Origin of the sequence: Serratia sp. CY33802 (genome assembly GCF_052169095.1) — a bacterium.
In the GTDB taxonomy this organism is placed as follows: domain Bacteria; phylum Pseudomonadota; class Gammaproteobacteria; order Enterobacterales; family Enterobacteriaceae; genus Serratia; species Serratia bockelmannii.
In genome coordinates, this window is the sequence record NZ_JBJNLL010000001.1 from 129,062 (window position 1) to 148,000 (window position 18,939).

18 protein-coding genes are annotated in these 18,939 nt (G+C 60.8%); 10 read left to right on the top strand and 8 right to left on the bottom strand.

The window, feature by feature from the left end; genetic code table 11:
* Positions 1 to 64: 64 nt before the first annotated feature.
* Complete coding sequence (locus ACJ8HA_RS00680) at positions 65 to 1,177, top strand: SLC13 family permease (protein ID WP_049207356.1); 1,113 nt, start codon at positions 65 to 67, stop codon at positions 1,175 to 1,177.
* Here ACJ8HA_RS00680 and pepT read toward each other — a convergent pair.
* On the bottom strand, positions 1,174 to 2,421 hold the full coding sequence (gene pepT / locus ACJ8HA_RS00685) for a peptidase T (RefSeq protein ID WP_049207355.1): 1,248 nt from the start codon (positions 2,419 to 2,421) through the stop codon (positions 1,174 to 1,176). The two genes, ACJ8HA_RS00680 and pepT, sit on opposite strands and share 4 nt — an antisense overlap.
* A 217-nt stretch (positions 2,422 to 2,638) precedes the next feature.
* Between pepT and ACJ8HA_RS00690 the strand changes: the two genes are divergently transcribed.
* A complete protein-coding gene (locus ACJ8HA_RS00690) occupies positions 2,639 to 3,535 on the top strand; it encodes an endonuclease/exonuclease/phosphatase family protein (RefSeq protein ID WP_016926861.1) in 897 nt (298 codons plus the stop codon).
* A gap of 27 nt (positions 3,536 to 3,562) precedes the next feature.
* Here the strand turns inward: ACJ8HA_RS00690 and pdxR (ACJ8HA_RS00695) are convergent, their stop codons facing one another.
* Positions 3,563 to 4,996: a MocR-like pyridoxine biosynthesis transcription factor PdxR gene (gene pdxR, locus ACJ8HA_RS00695; protein WP_192839720.1), complete on the bottom strand. Its 1,434-nt coding sequence runs from the start codon at positions 4,994 to 4,996 to the stop codon at positions 3,563 to 3,565.
* Between the two features lie 93 nt (positions 4,997 to 5,089).
* On the opposite strand from pdxR (ACJ8HA_RS00695), the gene ACJ8HA_RS00700 reads away from it, so the two are divergent.
* Positions 5,090 to 5,545: a rhodanese-like domain-containing protein gene (locus ACJ8HA_RS00700; protein ID WP_089196124.1), complete on the top strand. Its 456-nt coding sequence runs from the start codon at positions 5,090 to 5,092 to the stop codon at positions 5,543 to 5,545.
* A gap of 4 nt (positions 5,546 to 5,549) precedes the next feature.
* Here ACJ8HA_RS00700 and flk read toward each other — a convergent pair whose 3' ends face one another.
* Entirely contained in the window at positions 5,550 to 6,578 is a 1,029-nt protein-coding gene (gene flk / locus ACJ8HA_RS00705) for a flagella biosynthesis regulator Flk (protein WP_049294895.1), read from the bottom strand.
* Between the two features lie 205 nt (positions 6,579 to 6,783).
* Here flk and ACJ8HA_RS00710 point away from each other — a divergent pair, with 205 nt between their 5' ends.
* Genes ACJ8HA_RS00710 through ACJ8HA_RS00725 form a run of 4 tightly spaced genes read left to right on the top strand, consistent with a single transcriptional unit; the run spans position 6,784 to position 10,438 of the window.
* Entirely contained in the window at positions 6,784 to 7,146 is a 363-nt protein-coding gene (locus ACJ8HA_RS00710) for a hypothetical protein (protein ID WP_033639760.1), read from the top strand.
* Positions 7,147 to 7,195: 49 nt separating this feature from the next.
* A complete protein-coding gene (locus ACJ8HA_RS00715) occupies positions 7,196 to 9,232 on the top strand; it encodes a protein-disulfide reductase DsbD family protein (RefSeq protein WP_043140150.1) in 2,037 nt (678 codons plus the stop codon).
* Positions 9,229 to 9,945: a DsbA family protein gene (locus tag ACJ8HA_RS00720; RefSeq protein WP_049294894.1), complete on the top strand. Its 717-nt coding sequence runs from the start codon at positions 9,229 to 9,231 to the stop codon at positions 9,943 to 9,945. The genes ACJ8HA_RS00715 and ACJ8HA_RS00720 overlap by 4 nt, the downstream gene beginning before the upstream one ends.
* Positions 9,938 to 10,438, top strand: coding sequence for a protein disulfide oxidoreductase (locus ACJ8HA_RS00725; RefSeq protein WP_089196121.1), 501 nt, complete (start codon positions 9,938 to 9,940; stop codon positions 10,436 to 10,438). The genes ACJ8HA_RS00720 and ACJ8HA_RS00725 overlap by 8 nt, the downstream gene beginning before the upstream one ends.
* On the opposite strand, the gene pdxR (ACJ8HA_RS00730) is transcribed toward ACJ8HA_RS00725, so the two are convergent.
* Positions 10,435 to 11,901, bottom strand: a complete 1,467-nt coding sequence (gene pdxR, locus ACJ8HA_RS00730; RefSeq protein ID WP_148123621.1) for a MocR-like pyridoxine biosynthesis transcription factor PdxR — start codon at positions 11,899 to 11,901, stop codon at positions 10,435 to 10,437. The two genes, ACJ8HA_RS00725 and pdxR (ACJ8HA_RS00730), sit on opposite strands and share 4 nt — an antisense overlap.
* A 172-nt stretch (positions 11,902 to 12,073) precedes the next feature.
* Between pdxR (ACJ8HA_RS00730) and ACJ8HA_RS00735 the strand changes: the two genes are divergently transcribed.
* Together ACJ8HA_RS00735 and ACJ8HA_RS00740 are read left to right on the top strand one after the other, a co-directional pair.
* Positions 12,074 to 13,069, top strand: a complete 996-nt coding sequence (locus tag ACJ8HA_RS00735) for a DMT family transporter (RefSeq protein ID WP_089196120.1) — start codon at positions 12,074 to 12,076, stop codon at positions 13,067 to 13,069.
* A gap of 156 nt (positions 13,070 to 13,225) precedes the next feature.
* Positions 13,226 to 13,858: a CatB-related O-acetyltransferase gene (locus tag ACJ8HA_RS00740; RefSeq protein ID WP_025303702.1), complete on the top strand. Its 633-nt coding sequence runs from the start codon at positions 13,226 to 13,228 to the stop codon at positions 13,856 to 13,858.
* A gap of 112 nt (positions 13,859 to 13,970) precedes the next feature.
* On the opposite strand, the gene ACJ8HA_RS00745 is transcribed toward ACJ8HA_RS00740, so the two are convergent.
* The 4 genes from ACJ8HA_RS00745 to ACJ8HA_RS00760 all read right to left on the bottom strand — a co-directional run bounded on the left by ACJ8HA_RS00745 (position 13,971) and on the right by ACJ8HA_RS00760 (position 18,240).
* The gene (locus ACJ8HA_RS00745) at positions 13,971 to 14,768 is read right to left on the bottom strand and encodes an MrpH family fimbial adhesin (RefSeq protein WP_127146845.1); all 798 of its coding nucleotides are present in this window, start codon (positions 14,766 to 14,768) and stop codon (positions 13,971 to 13,973) included.
* Between the two features lie 515 nt (positions 14,769 to 15,283).
* Positions 15,284 to 16,801 (bottom strand): tripartite tricarboxylate transporter permease, encoded by a 1,518-nt coding sequence (locus ACJ8HA_RS00750; protein ID WP_016926872.1) that lies wholly within the window; start codon positions 16,799 to 16,801, stop codon positions 15,284 to 15,286.
* 11 nt (positions 16,802 to 16,812) lie between these two features.
* Positions 16,813 to 17,244 (bottom strand): tripartite tricarboxylate transporter TctB family protein, encoded by a 432-nt coding sequence (locus ACJ8HA_RS00755; RefSeq protein WP_313244478.1) that lies wholly within the window; start codon positions 17,242 to 17,244, stop codon positions 16,813 to 16,815.
* A gap of 15 nt (positions 17,245 to 17,259) precedes the next feature.
* Positions 17,260 to 18,240, bottom strand: coding sequence for a Bug family tripartite tricarboxylate transporter substrate binding protein (locus tag ACJ8HA_RS00760; RefSeq protein ID WP_025303700.1), 981 nt, complete (start codon positions 18,238 to 18,240; stop codon positions 17,260 to 17,262).
* Positions 18,241 to 18,515: 275 nt separating this feature from the next.
* On the opposite strand from ACJ8HA_RS00760, the gene ACJ8HA_RS00765 reads away from it, so the two are divergent.
* Positions 18,516 to 18,845 carry a hypothetical protein gene (locus tag ACJ8HA_RS00765; RefSeq protein ID WP_025303699.1) on the top strand — a complete coding sequence of 110 codons (330 nt, stop codon included), beginning with the start codon at positions 18,516 to 18,518 and terminating at the stop codon, positions 18,843 to 18,845.
* Positions 18,846 to 18,939 lie beyond the last annotated feature (94 nt).

Consider the following 18,939-nt stretch of genomic DNA (forward strand, 5'->3'; position numbering starts at 1 on the left):
CGTTGCGGCTGCGCCTGAGCTAACGTCTCGCTCATGCTTTTCGCTGAGGTTTCAAGCTGCCACCATGAGTGCAACCGCCATTTCCCGGCTTATCCATCCCTTTGTCAAAGATCGCTTCTTGCATGTATTGCTGCTGGCCGGCGTGGCGATGTTCGTCTTTCATCCGCAGCCATTGGCGGCGTTGGGCGGCTTTATCGACGGCCGTACCCTCATCACCCTGCTGGGGCTGATGCTGCTGACCAAAGGCGTTGAGATTAGCGGCTACTTCGATTTTGTCGGCCGCAAGATTATCAACCGCTTGCACAGCGAACGACGGCTAGCGCTGTTCCTGGTGTTTTCCGCCGCGCTGCTGTCGTCGTTTCTTACCAACGACGTGGCGCTGTTTATCGTCATTCCGCTCACCATCACGCTGAAAAAGCTGTCGGCGCTGCCGGTTGGCCGCTTGATCATCTTCCAGGCGCTGGCGGTGAACGCCGGTTCGTTGCTGACGCCGATCGGCAACCCGCAAAATATCCTGCTGTGGAGCCGCTCCGGCCTCTCTTTCCTCGGTTTCATCGGCCAGATGGCGCCGTTTGGCGCCGCAATGATGTTGAGCCTGCTGGCGCTGACCTGGTTCAGCTTCCCGGCGCGCGACATCGTGAAAACGCCGAATACCGAGGGGTATCCCTACCAGCGGCCGCTGTTGCTGAGCTGTGTAGGGCTGTATGCAGTTTTCCTGCTGTGTCTCGATTTCGATCTGCCGTTGTACGGGCTGCTGGCGGTGTTCGCCGGTTTCTTGCTGCTGGCGCGCCGAGTGCTGTTGCAGATCGACTGGAGTCTGATTTTCGTGTTCGCCGCCATGTTCATCGATGTCGGCCTGTTTACCCGCTTGCCGCCGCTTCAGCCGGCGTTCGCCGCCATCGCCGGGCTGAACGAGGGGAGCGTGTATGCGTTGGGCGTCGGGCTGTCGCAGATCGTCAGCAACGTGCCGGCCACCATACTGTTGCTCAACTATGTGCCCTCCAGCGCTCAACTGGCCTATGCGGTCAACGCCGGCGGCTTCGGGTTGGCGATCGGATCGCTCGCCAACCTGATTGCGCTGCGCATGGCGGGGGAGCGCAAGATCTGGTTGCGCTTCCACTATTATTCGCTGCCGCTGTTGGTATGGGCCGCGTTGCTCGGCTGGGTGATGAGCTAAGCCGGTTGGCCGCTTTGCCGCGCGGCCAGCAGGCAAATGCTGCGGGTCACCTGATAGGATTTCACGAAGGCGCTGACGGGTAAAAACTCGAAGCGCGAGTGGAAGTTATGCGCGCCGGTGAAGTAATTGGGCGTCAGGATACCGCGGCTGGAGAGCGCCGCGCCGTCGGTGCCGCCGCGCATTGGGATCACCTTCGGCGGGATGCCGTGGGCGGCAAGGGCGCCGAAGATCAGATCGATAGCGCGTCGATCTTCGCCGATGGCATTGCTGATGTTGCTGTAGATGTCGCTGACGTTGCAGCTAACGTTGGCGCGCGGATAGTTGGCCGCCACCTGGCGCACCGTCTCCTCAAGGCGGGCCTTGCGCGCCTCGAACGCCGCGCGATCGAAGTCGCGAATCGACACCTTCAGCGTCGCCTGATTGGCGTTGGCGGCCAGATCGGTGAACCAGAAATAGCCCTCGCGCCCTTCGGTGTGCTCCGGGGTATCCAGTACATCGAATCGGTTAATGATGTCGTTGGCGATGCGTATCGGGTTGATTAATACGTTTTTCGCCGACATCGGGTGGGCGGTCACCCCCTCGATGCGGATCTCCGCCGCTGCCGCGTTGAAATTCTCGTACACCACTTCACCCAGTTCGCAGCAGTCGATGGTGTAGGCGAAATCGACGGGGAAACGCTGCAGATCCAGCGCCTTGGCGCCGCGCAGGCCGATTTCTTCGTCCGGTACGAACGCCACCACGATATCGCCGTGGCGATCGGCCGCGGTCAGGTTGGCCAGCAGCGTCATCACCACGGTGACCGCCGCCTTATTGTCGGCGCCCAGCACGCTGGTGCCGTCGCTGAACAGGATCTCTTCGTTGCGGTAGGGCAGGATCTCCGGATGCTCGGCGACCCGCAGCCAGATGTCTTGCTCGGCGTTCAGGCATAAATCCTCGCCGGTGAAGCGCAGGCGCTGCGGGCGAATCTCGGGCGACAGGCCGACGTCCACGGTGTCGATATGCGTGATGAAGCCGATGCGCGGCGCGCCGGGCTGGGTGCCGGGCTTGCGGGCGGTGACGGTAGCGTGCTCGTCGATCTGCACGTCGGCCAGGCCGAGCCGGTGCAGCTCGTCCGCCAACAGTTGCGCCATCTCATGCTGCCCCGGCGTGCTGGGCAGGGCGGTTGCGGCGGCGTTGCTCTGGCTGGTGACCGCCAGGTAGCGGAAGAAACGTTCGGTAAGCTGTTCGGCAATCGAGCTGGTCATCGGAATTCCTCGCGGTTGGCAATCTACCGGTTTTAAAACGAAATCAGCCGTTTGTCCAACGGCGCAATGCGTAAACCGCCAGAATGCGAAGCATCGCGCAGAAACGAAAAATAGCGGTGCAACTAGGAAATAGTCGCAGGTTTCTGCGGCAAAATCGGTGTTAGCTGTGGGCCGGGAAGCGCCCACATAACACTTATCTGTCCCTCAAGGAGAATTCATGCATACCGGTCACGCTCTGCTTATCACTTTACTGTCCCTGGGCATCTCTCACAGCGCCTGGTCGTCTGCCGATACCGGGCACGCCAACAGCAACGCCAACAGCCGCGAAGTGGCCAGCGCGTTGGGCGGCCTGAAGAACAAAACCTACGAGCTGGAGCAGGCGCCGAAGATCCGCGTCGCCAGCTTCAATATCGCCGCCGGCAAGGTCAGCGACATGACCGCCATCGCCAAGGCGATTCGCGCGATGAACGTCGACGTGGTGGCGCTGCAGGAGGTGGATAAACTCACCGCCCGCAGCGGGCGGGTCGATCAGGCGGCGGAACTGGCGAAGCTGACCGGCATGCAGGCGGTGTTCGGCCGGGCGATCGATTTCGACGGCGGTGAATACGGCCTGGCGTTTCTCTCGAAGTATCCGCTGCACGATGCCGTAATCTATCCGTTGCCGTCCGGCCAGCGCGAGCAGCGCATCGCCTTCAGCGCCAAAGTTGACGTGCCGGAGTTCCCGACGCCGATCACCCTGTTCAACACCCATCTCGATACCAAGGAAGATCCGACGATGCGTCTGGATCAGGTGCGGGAGCTGAACGATCGCACTATCGAAGTGCGCGGCATCAAACTGCTGTTCGGCGACATGAACGACGTGCCGGGCAGCGTCACCTGGCTGGAGCTGAGCCGCTATTGGAACGACATCATGCCCAACGGGCAGGACGGTCGCAGCTGGCCGGCGGAAAACGCCGAGATCAAGGTGGATTACATCTTTAGCGGCAATGCGCAGCGTTGGCATCTGGACAGCCTGACGGTGCCGAACGCCAGCGGTGATTGGAACGGCGTGCACTGGCCGGCGGTGAGCGACCACCTGCCGCTGGTGGCGGAGATGCGCCTGACCGAGCAATAAGCCGGCCGGCGTCTCTCCGGGGCAGGGCTAAGCCGCGGCGATCCGCGCCAGCCGCTCGACGGCGCTGCGGATCTCGCCCGGCGTCAGGGCCGAAAAACCCAGCAGCCAGCCATCGCGCTGGGCCTGAACCGTTTGGTATTGCGCCGTTAACCCGGGCGTAAGGACGCCGAGCCGCCGCGCCTGTTGGCTGAGTGCCGCCTCCCGGCCGGGCTGCAGCCAAACGCTGAGCTGCAGACCGCCGGCGGCAGGGGCGGGTGTGGCGAAGTGGCCGAGTTTTTCGCGTACTTCCGTCAGCAGCACATCGCGCCGGCTGTGGTAGAGCTGGCGCATATAGCGAATATGCGCGGCGAAGTGCCCCTGGCGGATGAACTCGGCGGTCACCGCCTGCATCAATTGCGCGCTGTGGCCGTCATAGACCGTGCGCGCGGTGACGAAGGGAGCGACCAGCGCGGGTGGCACGATCAGGTACGCCAGCCGCAGCGAAGGGAACAACGATTTGGAGAAGGTGCCGAGATAGAGCACCCGGCCATGGCGATCCAAGCCTTGCATCGCCGGAATCGGCAGCCCGTCGTAGTGAAATTCGCTGTCGTAATCGTCCTCAATGATCCAGGCCTGTTGCCGCTCCGCCAGCGCCAGCAACGCCAAGCGGCGCGCCAGGCTGAGCGCCGCGCCGGTCGGGTATTGGTGCGAGGGCGTCAGATAAATCAAACGCGGATCGGGCAAGGAAGGTTCTGCTTGCAGGCCGTCGCCGTCTACGGCCACCGGCGTCAGCGCGGCGCCGGCGCTGATAAAGGCGTTTCTCGCCCCGGCGTAACCCGGCTCTTCCATCCAGACGCTGTCGCCGCTGTCCAACAGTAAGGTGGCGATCATTTGCAGCGCCTGCTGCGAACTGGTCAGCACGATAACCTGGCTCGCATCGCAGACTACGCCGCGCGTTTGGTTGACGTGGGCGGCAATGGCTTCGCGCAGCGGCAGATAGCCCTGAGGGTCGCCGTAGCGCAGCAGGCTTTCTCCCTGCAGGCGCAGGCGTTGAGCGGTCAGCTGCTTCCACAGGGCCAGCGGAAACGCGCGCAGGTCCGGCGAGCCGGCAGCGAAGGCTTGAGGATGCTGCGGATCGCGGCAGCCGCCGGTTTGCACGATCTGTTGGCCGCGCAGCGAAAGGCGCGGCATGGCGGTGAGGGTCGCCGGCGGCGGCGATTTGGCGATGCGGATAGCCACAAATGTGCCCTGGCCGACGCGGCGCTGCAAATACCCTTCCGCCTCCAACTGGCCGTACGCTGCTTCGACGGTCACCCTTGAGAGGTTCAGATCCCCAGCCAGCACTCGGCTGGAGGGCAGCCGTTGCCCAACGCTCAATGCGCCGTGGTGGATGGCCTGCCGCAATGCCGCACACAGACGTTCGCGCAGCGTGCCGATGGCCTGGGGCGATTGCTGAAACAGCGTGATCAGCGTGTGCCGCATAATGGGTCTTATCATGAGTAAAAAATGGGTATCAATCATAAGACCAAAATCGGGCACTATTGTCATCTGTCTTGATCAACGGGAGTGAGTGATATGTCGAAAGAATCCTTGGTGCTGGCCTTTCCACCGGCAGCGCCGGAAGAGAGCCAGGCCTATCTGGCGGCTAAACTGAGCCGCTATGCGGATGCCTGGGACGTGGCGGAAGATTTGCGCAATGGCGTGGACGGGATGGTGGTGATCGATACCCGTGCGGAGGCGCTGTACGCCGCCGGGCATATCCCCGGCGCGTTCAGCTTGCCGCATCGCCTGATGGATGAAGCCGGCACGGCGCACCTGGATCGCCAAAAGGTGTATGTGACCTACTGCGACGGCATTGGCTGCAACGGTTCCACCAAAGGCGCCTACAAGCTGGCGACGTTGGGGTTCAGGGTGAAGGAGTTGATTGGCGGGCTGGATTTCTGGCTGCGCGACGGCCATCCGTTGGCCATCGGCGAACAGCCGGGATCGCTGCGCGATCGGGCGGCTGTTGCGGACTGCGGCTGCGCCTGAGGCGTTAAAATACCAGCGCCAGCACCACGGCCAGCACCAACAGCAGCAGGATCAGCGCCACGGCCGGCTTGCTGAGCGCTTTTTGCAGTGGCAGAGGCAGGGCGGCGATCAGCGGGTTGAGCAGCGGCTGTGGCTCGACAGGGTGGCTGGCGATCGGCTGCGCCTGGCCGGCCTTCTCCAGACGGCGGGCAAACAGTTGATGAATGGCGTCGCTCATTTGCGGGTGCGTCAGCGGCGCATTGGCGCCGCAGTTGAAGCGCGCCTGGCAATAGTCGTTCATCTGCTGCAGTTCTTGCTCGTCCGCCGGCTGTTTGAGCGCCGCCAGCAGGTTGTTCAGCGTCGGTGCGCTCTGCGGGCTGAGCGCCACTTTCACCTGTAAAAACTGGTTCAGCAGCTGGAAGTGGCGCGCCGGCAGCGGATCGTTGGTTTTCACACCCGCCAGATCGAACAGCGTTTGCCAGATTTTAGCCGGCGCTTCGCCGGTGGCGGCACTGAGTTTGGTGATCTGCTGCTGCAGGCTTTGATGCTCTGCGGGCAGCAGCGGGCGATCGCTGGTGGCGGTTTGCTGCGGCTGGGGAATGGTCAGGCCGCCGGTCTGCAACAGATTCAGCACTTGCTGCAGCTGCGGCGGGCTCAACTGGCTCAGCACCGTATGGCCGAACTGCTGGCGAATAAAGTCGCTGACCGCCTGGCGGTTGTTGCCCAGGGGCAGTAATTCGGCCAGCTGTTGCAACAGCTGGCGCCCGGCGTGGTTTTGCTGCGCCTGCGTCAGGCGCGTTTGCAGCAGCTGTTCCGCCGGTTGAAAATGGCGCGCCAGCAGTTCGCCGCCGTTGTCGGCGCCAAGATCGTGACGCAGAGACGCCCAGATCTCCGCCGACTTTGCCGGGCTGAGCGTCATGATTTTCACGATCAGTTTTTCCAGCGTCGTGCGCTGCGCCGGAGAGAGGGGTTGATCGTCAGTGGCCGCCGCTTTGCCCGGGGAAGGGGGGCGCTCGCCGGCGATTGGGGTGCCCGGCCCACTCAAAGGTTGCATATCACCAGTCCTTCGCTGTGTATCCCCGCAGTGTGCCTGGAGGAGAGAATCGTCATCGTACCCGGCGAAAAGCGCAGGCTTACCCTCTATGATACCTGTAATTCGCCGCCATCAATACCGCCGCTCAGACATTTCTTTACCGACAAAACGTTGCTAATCGCGTCTGCGCCGCTAAGATAACCCCAGATCTGAACATGAGGATGGCATGGTTAAACGGCAGCGGATTGCAAAATGGTTTTTATGCCTGGCTTGCCTGGTGGTGCTGACGTGCATGACCCAGCGCATGGCGGGCCTGCATGCGCTGCAGCAAACGCTGGGGATCCCGGCCGCTACCGCCGTTCAGTCCAGCGATGCCGCCGCCGAAGCGCAGCCGACGCCCTGTGAACTGAGCGCCAAATCATTGCTGGCTGCGCCGCCGGTAATGTTCGAAACCGTGCTGTTCGGGCTGGGTCTGCTGCTGGCTCTGTTGGCGCCGACCATTGCCGCGCGTCTGCGCATTCCTCCTCCTCGCGCCATTTCTCCGCCCACCCTCAGGGTGCACCTTCGATTATGCGTCTTCCGTGAATGAGTTAATCGCCCGTTTTTCGCGGTGAATTAATCATTTATGGAGAATTAACATGTTGAAAATTATCAGGCTGGCCTGCGCTTGCCTGTTTATGCTGTGGCTGCCCGCCTTGCAGGCGGCGGACAGCGGCTGGCTGCAAAATCCGGCCAACGATCATGCCAAGGTGCGGCTGCGCGCCGACACGTCACAGCCGGGAGAGACCCGTCTGCTGCTGTCGGTCGAGCTGCAAAAAGGCTGGAAAACCTACTGGCGCTCTCCAGGCGAAGGCGGCATCGCGCCGGCTATCGTCTGGCAGGGCAACCCGCCGCCCGCAACCTGGCACTGGCCGACGCCGCAGCGTTTCGAGGTGGCCGGCATTTCCACCCAGGGCTATCACGATCGGGTCACGCTGCCGATCGTGATGCCAGGCCAGGTGTCCGGCCCGCTGGCGGGCACCCTGACGCTGTCCACTTGCAGCAATGTCTGCATTCTGACCGACTACCCGTTCAGCCTGGATCTGACTACGCCGAACGATCCGCTGTTTAACCACGATTTCGCGCAGGCGATGGGGCAGGTGCCGATCGCCGCTGGGTTGGCGGAAAGCGTCAAGGCCGGTTACCGCAGCGGCGAGCTGCAGATTTCCGCCGAACGTGCCGCCGGTTGGCAGCAACCCGCGCTGTTCTTCGATACGCTAGCGGATGCCGATCTCGGCAAGCCGCAGGTCGAGACCGACGGTGCTCAGCTGTTGGCGCGAGTGCCGGTCAGCGACGGTTGGGGCGATGCGGCGCCGGATCTGCGCGGCAAAACGCTGACGTTGGTGATTGACGACGGCGGCATGGCGCAGCAGATTACGCTGCCGATTGGCGATCCGCTGGCCGCGCCTGCCGGTGCGGCGTTCCCGTTATGGCAAGCGGTATTGATGGCGCTGGCGGGTGGGTTAATCCTCAACCTGATGCCGTGCGTGCTGCCAGTGCTGGGCATCAAGCTCGGTTCTATCCTGCAGGTGGAGCATCGCGATCGGCGCAGCGTTCGTTTGCAGTTCCTGGCGTCGTCGCTGGGTATCGTCGCCTCGTTTATGGCGTTGGCCTTGCTGATGACGCTGCTGAGACTCGGCAACCACGCGCTTGGCTGGGGCATTCAGTTCCAGAATCCGTGGTTTATCGGCTTTATGGTGCTGGTGACGCTGCTGTTCAGCGCCAACCTGTTTGGCCTGTTCCATCTGCGCCTCTCATCCGATCTGAATACCTCACTGGCCACCCATAACGGGCACGGTCTGAGCGGCCATTTCTGGCAGGGCGCGTTCGCTACGCTACTGGCGACGCCGTGCTCGGCGCCGTTTCTCGGCACGGCGGTGGCCTTCGCGCTGGCGGCGTCGCTGCCGGTGCTGTGGGGCATGTTCATCGCACTCGGCATCGGCATGAGCCTGCCGTGGCTGCTGATTGCCGCCTGGCCTTCGCTGGCGCTGCGCTTGCCGCGCCCCGGCCACTGGATGAATACCGTCAAGCTGGCGATGGGGTTGTTGATGCTGGCGTCGTCGCTGTGGCTGCTGAGCCTGCTGAGCAATCATATCGGCGTGCAGGCCACGCTGTGGCTGGGGGCGCTGGCGCTGCTGGCGTTGCTGCTGGCAGTATGGCGTCAGCAGGGAGCACGGTTAGCGGCCAAGCTGGCGGCGGGCACGTTGGTGCTGGCTGGCGTGGCCTTGTTGGCCGGCTCGCTGACCGCCGGCCTGTGGCGCCAACCGTTGCAGGATCGGGTGCAGTGGCAACCGCTGAGCGAACAGGCGATTGCCGAGGCGCTGGCCCAGCATAAGCGGGTGTTCGTCGACGTGACCGCCGACTGGTGCGTGACCTGTAAAGCCAACAAATTCAATGTGCTGCTGCGCGATGACGTACAGCGCGCGCTGAGCGCCGACGATGTGGTCGCGCTGCGCGGCGACTGGAGCCGCCCGTCGGCCGACATCAGCGCCTTCCTGCAAAAGCGCGGCAGCGTCGCCGTGCCTTTCAACCAAATCTATGGCCCCGGCAGCCCGGACGGCGAGGTGTTATCCCCGCTGTTGACCCGTGACGCCGTGCTGCAAACGCTCTCCCATGCCAAAGGAACCGAACAATGAAAAAGCTACTGATTTTACTGATGATCATCGCCGCCCCGGCGTGGGCCGCCGAGCCTTTCACCCCGGCGCAAGAGGCGCGCATTAAAGAGATGATCCGCGAAACGCTGGTGTCCAACCCGGACATTCTGGCGCAGGCGGTGGACGCCTGGCAGCAGCAGACCGCAGGCCAGCAAATCAGCCAGGCTATCAAGCAGAATGCCAAAACGCTGTATCAGGATCCGGCCAGCCCGCGCCTGGGCGCCGCCAACGCCAAACTGACGCTGGTGACCTTTACCGACTATAACTGCCCGTACTGCAAGCGGTTTGATCCGATGCTGGAGAAGATCGTCAAGCAATACCCGGATGTGGCGCTGGTGGTGAAGCTATTGCCGTTCAAGGGCGAAAGCTCGGTCAGCTCGGCGCGCGTGGCGCTCACCACCTGGCAGCAGCATCCGGATCAATTCTGGGCTTTGCACCAGCGGCTGATGGCGAAAAAGGGCTTCCACGACAAGGCCAGCATCGCCGCCGCGCAGGAGAAAACCGGCGTCAAGGCGGTGGCTCCGAGCGAACAAAGCATGACCACGCTGCGCACCAATATGGAATTGGCGGAACAATTGGGCGTACAAGGGACGCCGGCGACGCTGATCGGCGATCGGATGCTGCCGGGGGCGGTGTCCTATGAAGAGCTGGAAACGATGGTGAAGCAGCAGCTGGCGAAGGCCAACCATGGCTAAGCTCAAGCGCTGGGGGCGCGAGTTGCTGCTGCTGGCGCTGATCGTACTGGCGGTGGTCACGGTAATGGATTGGCTGAACGCGCCGCAGGCGCCGCCGGCCTTCGATGCCCAGACGCTGACCACGTTGGACGGTGATCGCGTATCGTTGGCGCAGCTCAGCCATGAACGGCCGCTGCTGGTTTACTTCTGGGCCAGTTGGTGCGGCGTCTGCCGTTTCACCACGCCGGACGTCGCCCGTTTGCAGGCGACGGGCGGCAACGTGCTGACCGTCGCGCTGCGCTCGGGCGACGATACCCAGGTGAAACAGTGGCTGGCACGCAAACGGCTGGCGCTGCCGGTGGTCAACGATCCGGCCGGTACGCTGTCGGCGCAGTGGCAGATTGGTGTGACGCCGACCTTCGTGGTGATCTCGCAGGGCAAAGTGGTGCAGAGCACCACCGGCTGGACCAGTTACTGGGGGATGAAGCTGCGGCTGTGGTGGGCCGCCGTCTAACCGGCGTTTTTCTCTGTTATCACTTCCTCAATCGCCCGGCCTAGCCGGGCGATACCTTCTTCAATCTGCGGCGGCGAGTTGGCGGCAAAGTTTAGCCGCAGACTGTGCGCGCCCAGCTGTTCCTGGGCATAAAAGCATTCGCCGCGCGCGAAAGTGACGCCGTGTCGCCAGGCCACCGGCATCAGTTCGGTGGTGGTTACCGTCGCGGGCAGCGTCAGCCAGATAAACAAGCCGCCTTGCGGCGTTTCGAAACGGCACCCCGGCGGCAACCGCCGTTGCAACGCGTCGATCATCACTTCCAGATGGCGGCGGTAGACGCGCCCGGCGCGCCGCAGCTGCTTGTCGTAACGGCCGACGGTGACGAACGCGTCCAGTGCCCGCTGGATCAGACTGGAGCTGGTGAAGCTGTCGACGTGTTTCAGCCTGGCGAAACGCTGATAGTGTTCGCTGTCCGCCACCAGATAGCCGATGCGCATGCTGGGCAGCAGCATCTTGGAGAAAGTGCTGACGTAGATCACCGCGCCCGGCTGCGCCAGCGCGCGCAGCGACGGCAGCTGCTTGCCCTGGTAACGCAGATCGCCGACGAAATCGTCCTCCAGGATCACCACGCCGGCCTGTTGGGCGATCGCCAGTAGGCGTCGCCGACGCACCTCGCTCAGGCAGCGGCCGGTCGGGTTGTGGAAATTGGGGATGGTGTAGATCAGTTTAGGGCGGTGGCGTTCCAGCAACTCGGGCAATCGTTCGACCAGCATGCCGTGGCGATCGCCGGGCACGGTGACGATATTGATGCGGTGCTGGCGCAGCAGGCCCAGCGCTTCGGCGTAGGTCGGCTCTTCGACGATCACCGTATCGCCCGGCGCCAGCAGGCTTTGCACCACCAGACTGATGGCGTGCTGCGAGCCGTTGGTGATCAGCACCTGTTCCGCCTGCGTGGGGATACCCTGTGCGCTGAGGATGCGGCTCAGCGTATCGCGCAGCGGGTAGTAGCCGCAGTACTCCCCGTAGCTGAAGGCTTCTTCCGCATGGCGGCTGAGCACCGACAGCAGCACTTTGCGAAACGCCTCCAGCGGAAACACCTTAGGGCTGCCGACGCCGGCGGCGAAGTTGATCAGCCCCTCGGGCAGCGGGGCGTCGGCATAGCCGTCCAGCCGCGAGGTGAGGGTGGTGAAGCTCTCCAGCGGGAAGGGGGTATCGCTGCTCGGCCGGGCTGGGCGCGTTTGCGCCTGCGGGTGCGCAACATAGGCGCCGCTGCCGCGCCGCTGATGCAAAAAGCCCTTGGCCGCCAGCTCGGCGTAGGCGTTATCCACCGTTAAACGGCTGACCGCCAGCTCGGCCGCCAGCGTGCGCGTCGAGGGCAGCTTGTCGCCATCGACGAACACGCCGGTGAGGATGGCGCGCCGCAGCGCTTCTTCGATCTGTAAATAGAGCGGAACGTCCTGCTCGCGATCTAACGGAATGTGCATGCGAAATTGGCCCGGTTAGGGAGAGAGATTTTTACTATAACCCATGTCAACGGGGCTTCAAGCGCAGAAAAGTGGCCTGCATGACAACGCCGTAAAGTGGCTATAGTGAGAAAAAATGGCCGAGTTACACTCTGTGCCTGAGTATTTATGTCGCCATTTCTCCGAGGATCTCATGTCATTACCGTCAGGCGTTTCCGCCCGGCCTTTGCTGCCCAGCGCGCGTCTCTTTCAGGGCAGCCGCCAGGGTTACGTCATCGCCATTATCAGCGCCATGCTGCTGGCCTTTACCGCCATCATCATTCGCGCGCTGACCGAGTACTATCACCTGCCGACTTTCGTGCTGGCGTTCTGGCGCGCGGCGCTGGTGGCGCTGGTGCTGTTGCCGCTGCTGTTGGTGGTGAAACCGCAGTGGGCGCGCCTGCGCCGTGAACAGGTATTGTTCTACGCGCTTTACGGGCTGCTGCTGGCGCTGTTCAACAGCCTGTGGACGCTGTCGGTGGCGCTGAACGGCGCATCGGTGGCGACCATTCTGACCTACTGCTCGGTGGGCTTTACCGTGTTCCTCGGCTGGGTGATGTACAGCGAACGCCTGACGCTGCGCCAACTGCTGGTGATCGCCATCAGCCTGGGCGGTTGTTTCCTGGTCAGCAACGGCGACAGCATGGGCAACCAGCACTTCGACTTGTTGGGGCTGCTGGTGGGGATGCTGTCGGGCATCGGCTATACCCTGTATACCCTCGGCGGGCGGGTGGCCAGCGAACGGGGCTATCCGGTGTGGAACACCATTTTGTACGTTTTCGGTTTTTCGGCACTGTATCAGCTGGTGTTCAACGCGGCGCTGACGGCGTTCCCGCTGGCGGCGTTCCACGGCATGGCCGGCTCTCTGTGGTTCCTGTCGCACGGCGCGCAGGGCATTCAGTGGAGCGGCTGGCTGTTGCTGCTGGCGCTGGCCGCCGGGCCGACGCTGTTGGGCTTCGGGTTGTATAACATCAGCCTGAAAACGCTGCCGCTGGCCGTAGCCAACCTGATCCTGTCGTTGGAGCTGGTTTTCACCGCGGTGATCGCCTATTTCCTGCTGGGGGAAAACATGAATCAGCTGCAGCTGCTGGGCAGCTCGCTGGTGATGGGCGGAGTGCTGCTGTTGAAAAGCAAGACCGCCGAGGCGTGATCGGCTACCATTACGCCTCGCAAGAGAGGCGGTAATGATGAATAACCCGAGATTGAAACGAGCGCTTATCGCTTGAATGGCCGTGTTGAGTGAACGACAACACGGCCACAGACATTCCGTTCCGTGGCTTTTATTCCCGTAACAAGAGAATACGCCATGTCCGAAAAACACTGGTCTAAAACCGAGCTGCTGCATCAGACGGTGACCAACCCGAATATCATCGTCAAAGGCACCCACAGCTACTACAGCGACTGTTGGGATAACGGCTTCGAACGCTCGGTAGTGCGCTATCTGCACGGCGACGCGGTCAGCCGGCAATGGCAGCCGCTGGGTGACATAGATCGCTTGCTGATCGGCGATTATGTGTGCATCGCGGCCGAAGCGGTGATCCTGATGGGGGGCAATCACACCCACCGTATCGACTGGTTGAGCCTGTACCCCTTTATGGAAACCATCAAACGGGCGTACCGCCCCAAAGGCGACACCCGGCTGGGGGACGGTTGCTGGATTGGCATGCGGGCGATGTTGATGCCAGGGGTATCGATAGGCGAAGGGGCGATCGTCGCCGCTGGCAGCGTGGTGGCCGGCGATGTTGAGCCTTATGCCATCGTCGGCGGTAACCCGGCGAGGTTTATCCGTTGGCGATTCGCGCCGGAAATCATCGCGCGGTTGCTTGCGTTGCGCCTCTATGACTTGTCCGAGGCGGACTTTGCGGTGGTACAGCCTTTGCTGGTCGACAATGATATTGCGGCCGTAGAGCGGGCGATATGCAACATTAAGCGTTATTAAATGAAAAGGACGGGGTAATGACCCCGTCCGAGTGTGACTGAGATAATCGGGCCAAGTGTACCAGAAACTCTCCGACTGTTAATCCTCGCTCCACGGCAGCCGTATAACTGCATTATAGAAATGCAATGTATATAATAGCATTGCCTGAGAAAGGTCCTGGGTCTACGGTATTATTGGCTGTCAGTTTTGCTTTTAGATTGATATTTTTCTGTTGGCCGCCAGTCAAAGAATAATCCACGCCTGTCCATGCGGAATTTCCATCTAAAAAAAGCGTCGAATAAAAATTTTTGGTGTTTCTGAAATAAATATTTCCATCGCCTAATGTAGATTGGGCATATATTTTTACCGTGCCTGACTGAGTGCATCCGATTGTTCCATAAATCGTTCTCTCCATCCCGGAAATCTCGTCCTGCGAAAGCGTACCAAAATCTATCACAGGAGGGAGATTCACATCACAAGATTGGTTTTGGGGAGGCAATTTGCCGCAAACAGAATTAGGCCATAAAAACGCCCCCCCGGCTAGTGATGGCGTATGTACATAAAAAAGCCCAACGCAACTGGCATCCCTACCGTTCACCAGGTAGGGTCGCGAGGTCCATGGAATGCCAAAGGAGTTTTTCCAGGCGATCTCTATTTCTTTTGCGGTTCTATATTTTTCAATTCGAAGACAATTTTTAGAGTCTATACATGAGCCATGTAGCCCAGGATTTCGGGTACTGTATTTGACATCAGGGCCAATAAAACAAGACGACCATCCATAACAAGGATTGAGATCGGAAGGGTTCTCATCCCACGCAACCAACGATTGAACAACCGTTAGGTTAACAAAAGATACGGGAAGCATATATGCGCCAGCTATAGCTTGTTGAGATAATAAAAATGTGCAGCAAAAAATAAATATTCTAAACATTATAACTCCTGATTTTATATTTATCTTCCCTATTGATTGTCATCTATAATGCCGCCCATGTTTTGGTGGATTTATAGAGAATATCGGCATCACATTATCATGTGTCTGAGTGAACAGCAATAATTTGGGTTCTCGAATTAGCTGGTTGATTTAGTCTGGGTTTTTATTTTTATGATTAAATAAAAAGTATAATTAATGACAATGTAATAGCTCAGGTTACTTTCTTCACTCTCTCCGTCAATAACGATATAAAAGGGTCACGTAGAGTGTGTGTGGGGGGAGGAGGAGGGGCCAAATGTAGTGGCAAAAATTGATAGCCGTTATCAGGTTAAAAAACGGTATCAAAAAGGTAACGGACATCTGTAATGGATCAATCGCGGACAACAAAAGTTTTTGCGTGTTTAGACATGAAAAATCCAGAGTCAAAAGTCTGGCTCTGGATTTTTTCTCTGGTCGGCTTATTCAAGCTCTCTCAAACGATCGGCATCAGAGATCATAACACCGCCCGTTTCGCATTACTCGGCCTTGGCCTCGGCCGCCGGTTGGCGGCGTTTACGCATCAGGCGCAGCAGCGGCGGCAGCGCCAGTACCGCGACCGCCAGCACCAGCAGCGTTTGCGCGATGCTGCTGCTCCACAGGATGCCGAATTCGCCGTTGCTGATCGACAGCGCGCGGCGCAGGTTCTGCTCCAGCATCTCACCCAGAACAAAGCCCAGAATCAGCGGCGACATCGGGAAGTGCATTTTCCGCAGGATATAGCCGAACACGCCCAACCCCACCATCAACAGCAGATCGAAGGTGGTGCTGTGCACCGCATAAACCCCCACCGCGGAAACTGCGGCGATCGCCGGCACCAGGAACCACAGCGGAATGGTCAGCATGCGGGTGAACAGGCCGACCAGCGGCAGGTTCATGATCAGCAGAATGACGTTAGCGATCAGCAGTGCGGCGATCAGCCCCCAGACGATATCCGGCTGTTCGGTGAACATCGCCGGGCCGGGGGTGATGTTGTACAGCGTCAGCGCCCCCATCATCACCGCCGTGGTGCCGGAACCCGGCACCCCCAGCGTCAGCATCGGAATGAATGAGCCGCAGGCCGAGGCGTTGTTGGCCGCTTCCGGCGCCGCTACGCCGCGGATGTCGCCCTTGCCGAAGGTGTCGCTGTTACCGCTGATTTTCTTCTCGGTCATGTAGGTCAACGCGCTGGCGATGGTGGCGCCGGCGCCCGGCAGAATGCCGACGAAGAAACCGATCACCGACGAGCGCAGGGTCGGGCCGGCGCACTGCGCCGCCTCTTTGCGGTTGAACAGCAACCGGCCGGTTTTACGCACCAGCTTTTGCCCGGCGCTGGTGCTTTCCAGCATCAGCAGGATTTCGCTGACCGAGAACAGGCCGATCACCACCACGATAAACTGCACGCCGTCGGAGAGGTGCACGCTGTCGAAGGTAAAGCGGTAAACGCCGGTGTTGGCGTCGACGCCCACCGTCGCCAGCCCCAGGCCGATCAGCGCCGCCAGCAGCGATTTCAGCGGGTTCTGGCTCATCATGCTGCCGAGGCAGGCGATGGCGAACACCATCAGGGCGAAATACTCTGCCGGGCCGAAGGCCAGCGACCAGCGGGCCAGCAGCGGCGCGAACAGGATGATGCCGCCGATGGCGATCATCGATCCGACGAACGAACTGACCGCCGAGATGGACAGCGCCACGCCGGCGCGCCCCTGCTGCGCCATCGGGTAGCCGTCCAGCGCGGTCATGATCGCCGCCGCGTCGCCCGGCACGTTGAGCAGAATCGACGAGATGCGGCCGCCGTACTCGCAGCCGATATACACCGTCGCCAGCAGGATTAGCGCCGATTCGGCCGGCAGCTTGAGGGCAAATGCCAGCGGCAGCAGGATCGCCACGCCGTTGATCGGCCCGAGGCCCGGCAGCAGGCCGACGATGGTGCCGACGAAGCAGCCGATCAGGGCGATAATCAGGTTCTGCGGCACCAGCGCCACTTCGAACCCTTGGGTCAAATACATCCAGGTATCCATCATCGCTCCCGTTAGCTCAGCCAGATGCCGAGCGGCAGTGTGACATCGAGAAGTTGGTCAAAGGCGTAGTACAGCGCTGCGCCCATGACGACGCCGGAGAGGGCCGCCGCCGGCAGGCTGGCCTGAAACAACAGGCCGATGCTGAACGTCAGCAGCGCGGTCGCCAGCGGAAAGCCCAGCCATTCAAAGCCCCAGGCATACAGCACCAGGGTGATCACCAGCACCAGCAGCCGCTGCAGCACCTTGTGGTGCGGCCAGTCCACCGCCTGTGGGCGGCGCAGCAACAACAGGGCCGCGCACAGCGCCATCAGGCTGAGGATCGCCAGCGGGAAAGGGCGCGGCCCCAGCGGTTCATAGCTGTATTCGCTTTGAATGCCCCAGCCGATGAACAGCCCGCCGATACACAGCAGCAGCCAAAAGCAGGCAAAAATACGATCGCTCATGGTTTTCCCCTGCGGTTATTTGGCCAGGCCGAACACTTTCGCCTGCTCACGGTATTGGGCAACCTGATTCTTCACGTAGGCGTCCAGCTCTTTGCCGGTCATGTTGAATTCGAACAGGCCGCGCAGATCGCGTTGCTGCTTGAATTCATCGGTCGCCATCATTTTCTGGAAGGTGTCGATCCACCACTGATACTCTTCATCGCTGACTTTCGGCCCGACGTAGAAGCCGCGAATGATCGGCCACACCAGGCTGTACCCCTGTTCTTTGGCGGTCGGAATGTCGGCCAACTGGCCAGGCAAACGTTGCTCGGCATACACCGCCAGCACGCGGATTTTGTCGCCCTGCAGGTAAGGCACCATCTCGCTCAGATCACCGGAAACTGCCTGAATATGATTGCCCAACAGCGCGGTGACCGGCTCACCGCCGCCTTCGAACGCCACGTAGCGCATCTTGCGCGGATCCACGCCGACTTCGCGCGCCAGCAGCGCAGTTTTCATCCAGTCCTGGCTGCCGATGGAGGCGCCGGCGCCGAACACCACGCTGTTGGGATCTTTTTGGAAGGCGTCCATCAGGTCTTTCAGAGTCTTGTAAGGCGAGTCGGCGCGCACCGCGATCATGCCGTAGTCAGTTCCGACCGCCGCCAGCCATTTCACGTCGTCCACGTTGTAGCGGCCGAACTTGCCCTGGGCCAGATTGAGCAGCGAGCCGCCGGAGAAGGCCACCACGGTGCCGAACTCCGCCGGTCGCTGCGCGACGATGGCGTTGTAGGCCACCGCGCCGACGCCGCCGGGCATATAGGTGACGCGCATCGGTTTATCGATGGCCTTGGTGTCCTGCAACGACACCTGAATCAGCTTGCAGGTCAGATCGAAGCCGCCGCCGGGCTTGGCCGGCGCAATACATTCGGTGCGTTTGGGCGCTTCCACGGCAAAGGCCTGAGAGGCTGCCAGCAACAGTGCGGCGGCGGTAAAGGTACGGGTCATTATTTTTTTCATTGTGGCTTGCCCTCGGTATTGTTCTGGTTGTGAATCCCGCAGAGCGCGGTTGCAGGATTGTTAAAACAACAACCTTTCATTTACCTTTCAGTGGCCGGAAAAGTTTCCAGTCTGTGATTAGGGTCTCTTGTCGCCAGTGAATCACGGGTGCGCTACCATAGAAATGCGGGCAGGAACAGGGCGCAAAACCGGCCAAAATCCTGCGTAATATCAGGTTTGCCGTTCTGCTTTCGCGATAAAATCATGATCAGTGAAATGAATAGAGACGCAGTGATATGTTTTCGTTAGGGAAATTATTTGGTGGTAGGGACAGCGCCAAAGTATGCGCGATTAAACGGTTGCCTGAGGTCTATGCGGAGATGGTCGGTGAAACCGGGCAGTGCCGTTTGAAGCGACTGCGTGCCGACGTTGGCGTGTTTGAACTGCATTTCGTCAACGCCGACGGTGAAAAGTATGCCTGCCAGATGACCGCCTGCGTGACCGGCATCGATCTGGTATTTGCCGTCAACAATCGCTCCGTGCTGGTTTCTTCGCCGTTTACCGCCGACAAGCTGCGCCCGGTACTGGACATTGCCGTGGCCGATAGCCCCATTCCGCTGATCTGACATCGTCCTGCGATCGCGCTCTATACGCATAATTGTGTGCCAGCTCCCAAAACTGGCGGCGCGGCGCTCTTTTATCCCCTTATTTTCCATGCCA

Excerpts from the sequence above, each read along its gene's own strand:
- ACJ8HA_RS00680 (WP_049207356.1), top strand. The coding sequence starts at position 65 with ATGAGTGCAACCGCCATTTCCCGGCTTATCCATCCCTTTGTCAAAGAT.
- pepT (WP_049207355.1), bottom strand. The coding sequence starts at position 2,421 with ATGACCAGCTCGATTGCCGAACAGCTTACCGAACGTTTCTTCCGCTAC.
- ACJ8HA_RS00690 (WP_016926861.1), top strand. The coding sequence starts at position 2,639 with ATGCATACCGGTCACGCTCTGCTTATCACTTTACTGTCCCTGGGCATC.
- pdxR (WP_192839720.1), bottom strand. The coding sequence starts at position 4,996 with ATGCGGCACACGCTGATCACGCTGTTTCAGCAATCGCCCCAGGCCATC.
- ACJ8HA_RS00700 (WP_089196124.1), top strand. The coding sequence starts at position 5,090 with ATGTCGAAAGAATCCTTGGTGCTGGCCTTTCCACCGGCAGCGCCGGAA.
- flk (WP_049294895.1), bottom strand. The coding sequence starts at position 6,578 with ATGCAACCTTTGAGTGGGCCGGGCACCCCAATCGCCGGCGAGCGCCCC.
- ACJ8HA_RS00710 (WP_033639760.1), top strand. The coding sequence starts at position 6,784 with ATGGTTAAACGGCAGCGGATTGCAAAATGGTTTTTATGCCTGGCTTGC.
- ACJ8HA_RS00715 (WP_043140150.1), top strand. The coding sequence starts at position 7,196 with ATGTTGAAAATTATCAGGCTGGCCTGCGCTTGCCTGTTTATGCTGTGG.
- ACJ8HA_RS00720 (WP_049294894.1), top strand. The coding sequence starts at position 9,229 with ATGAAAAAGCTACTGATTTTACTGATGATCATCGCCGCCCCGGCGTGG.
- ACJ8HA_RS00725 (WP_089196121.1), top strand. The coding sequence starts at position 9,938 with ATGGCTAAGCTCAAGCGCTGGGGGCGCGAGTTGCTGCTGCTGGCGCTG.
- pdxR (WP_148123621.1), bottom strand. The coding sequence starts at position 11,901 with ATGCACATTCCGTTAGATCGCGAGCAGGACGTTCCGCTCTATTTACAG.
- ACJ8HA_RS00735 (WP_089196120.1), top strand. The coding sequence starts at position 12,074 with ATGTCATTACCGTCAGGCGTTTCCGCCCGGCCTTTGCTGCCCAGCGCG.
- ACJ8HA_RS00740 (WP_025303702.1), top strand. The coding sequence starts at position 13,226 with ATGTCCGAAAAACACTGGTCTAAAACCGAGCTGCTGCATCAGACGGTG.
- ACJ8HA_RS00745 (WP_127146845.1), bottom strand. The coding sequence starts at position 14,768 with ATGTTTAGAATATTTATTTTTTGCTGCACATTTTTATTATCTCAACAA.
- ACJ8HA_RS00750 (WP_016926872.1), bottom strand. The coding sequence starts at position 16,801 with ATGGATACCTGGATGTATTTGACCCAAGGGTTCGAAGTGGCGCTGGTG.
- ACJ8HA_RS00755 (WP_313244478.1), bottom strand. The coding sequence starts at position 17,244 with ATGAGCGATCGTATTTTTGCCTGCTTTTGGCTGCTGCTGTGTATCGGC.
- ACJ8HA_RS00760 (WP_025303700.1), bottom strand. The coding sequence starts at position 18,240 with ATGAAAAAAATAATGACCCGTACCTTTACCGCCGCCGCACTGTTGCTG.
- ACJ8HA_RS00765 (WP_025303699.1), top strand. The coding sequence starts at position 18,516 with ATGTTTTCGTTAGGGAAATTATTTGGTGGTAGGGACAGCGCCAAAGTA.